Source organism: Aquitalea sp. S1-19 (assembly GCF_024343515.1).
Map to the genome: position 1 here is coordinate 1 of NZ_RJTZ01000236.1, position 2141 is coordinate 2141.

General features: G+C 59.5%; 1 pseudogene. It reads right to left on the reverse strand.

The annotated features are described in order from the left end of the window. Positions 1-2141: pseudogene (locus EGI20_RS17665) on the reverse strand (hypothetical protein); the annotation flags it as partial.

Consider the following 2141-nt stretch of genomic DNA (forward strand, 5'->3'; position numbering starts at 1 on the left):
AACGGCTTATCATTATTCAGCGTCACCGTGTAGTTGCCGTTGTTGTCGATGGTGATCGTAGCCACTGTCACTGCCCCCACCTTTGCCGTCAGCGTCTGCGAGCTATTCCCGCTCCAGCTCACCAGCTGGCCACCGCTGTACAGATTGCCAGCAGGTGCTGTCAGCACCACGCTCAACGCATCTTTATCGGCGTCGCTGATCGCCAGCTTGCCGTTAGCCGTCTTGCTGTCGCTCTGGTCGTTCGGCGTCCCCACCGTATCGGCAAGACCACCAGAGAGCCCCTCCTCAGATACCACTGCACTGCCAGACACCACCACCGGCGCGTCGGTCACCGGCAGCACCGTCACCGTCAACTCCTGACTGGTGCTCTCCTTGTCGCCATTCGACGATTCGGTCGCCGTCGCGGTCACCGTCAGCTTGACGCTGCCGTTCCAGTCCTGCGGGCCCTTAAACTGCAGCGAGGATAGATTCAAACCATTCAGACTGACCACACCACCGACACCGACCGTCACCGTATTCCCGGCAGCATCCTTCAGTTGCGCGCCGACTGGCAACCCGGACATCGACAGCGACAAGCTCTCCGAACCATCGGTATCCTTCAGCGCAGCGCTAAAACTGGACAGCAAGATCCATGAGTCTTCCAGCCCGGTATTCAGCGGGTGCTGCGGGTAGTAACCACCCTCTTTGCTGCCATTCTCCACATAGCCGCCCAGATTCACCAAACCGCTCAGTTTTCCGGCATCGGTCACCACATCAAAATTGGTGCTGTTCAGCGGCTTGCCCGTGCCGCCACCGCTAGCAATATTGATGCTGGCACTACCCGGCCCAGCTTCGTTATCATGGAAGGCTGTCAGCGTGTACCAGCCGTTACCCTTGGCAGTGAATGTACCGGTGTAAGTCTGGTTCTGCCCGACTCCCGCCCAAGTCGCCGTCGCCACCGTCTCCCCACCGATTTCCAGGCGGAAGGAGTCATCTGCTGTGCCAGAGAAGGTATAGGTTTTCCCCGCTTCCAGATAAATCAGCCCGCTTAGCCGGCTGGTAATGCTATTGGAGCTGGTATCAATCGCTGCATCCTGCTGTACCCCCGAAGTCGATGGTGTCCCCGCAGCCTCAATCGCCGCTTCGAGCGTATCCGGATTGATGCCATCTCCGCCGTTAGATGACAGGTTCAGGTTGTTCCAGCGCTCCAGTAGTAGCCCTTCGCTCAATGTCGGCACCGGATTACCCAGCGAAAGATTGGGCGCATCCGCGTCAGCCGCGATATCCACCACAAACTTGCCGGTCGTACTCAGACTCGTACCATCGCTGACCTGATAGTTGAAGGACGCGTAGTCACCCGCCTTGTTGCCGACACTGCTGCCGCTACCATTGCCCGCAGTCGTGCTGGATTCGTGCAGGTCAGGCTTGAACTGCAGCTTGCCGGCATCGATATCCGCCTTGCTGATGGTCAGCCCGGCATTCAGCTGTGCTTGCGTCACATCGATACCGTTGAGTTGCAGCTTCCCGTCTGCCGGCAGCGAGGTGATCTTGATCGACAGCGACGAGCTGGCATCTACATCGCTCGCATTGAACTGGCTCCACTGCAACACAAACGCCGCATCTTCACTACCCGCAGCGTAACCGCCGGAGGTGGTGGGGGCTTCGCTGACGTTGGTCTCTTTCAGCGTAATCGTCGTTTCCAGCTTGTTGCCTGCCGCGTCACTCACCACCACCACGTAGTTGCCGCTGTTCGGGCCCGTCTCAAAGTCGTTGACCCCTGAGGCTGAGGCTGCGCCCAGCGGTGTCAACGATACCCGGCCATTTCCATCAATGCTGTAGAAGCCATCTTGGCTAGTAGCATGTAACGAGCCATCAGCCCACTTAAAGCCAATACCCGTCACTCCCTTGCCGTCGGCCGCGCCGATATTGCCCAGCTCCGCACCGGCAGCCTGGTTTTCGGCGTAGCTGATGGTGGTGTTGGCCACCGTTGGCGCCACGTTGTCTACGCCCGCCGTGTCCTGAACCTCGGCCGAAGCATTGCCCGCCACGTCGGTCACCTGTGCGGTCACCTTCACGCTGCTCTGGCCTGCCGCAACCGGCACTTCCACATTCACGCCGTTGCTCAGGTCGGTGGCGGTGACCGGACGGCTCAGCAGCACATT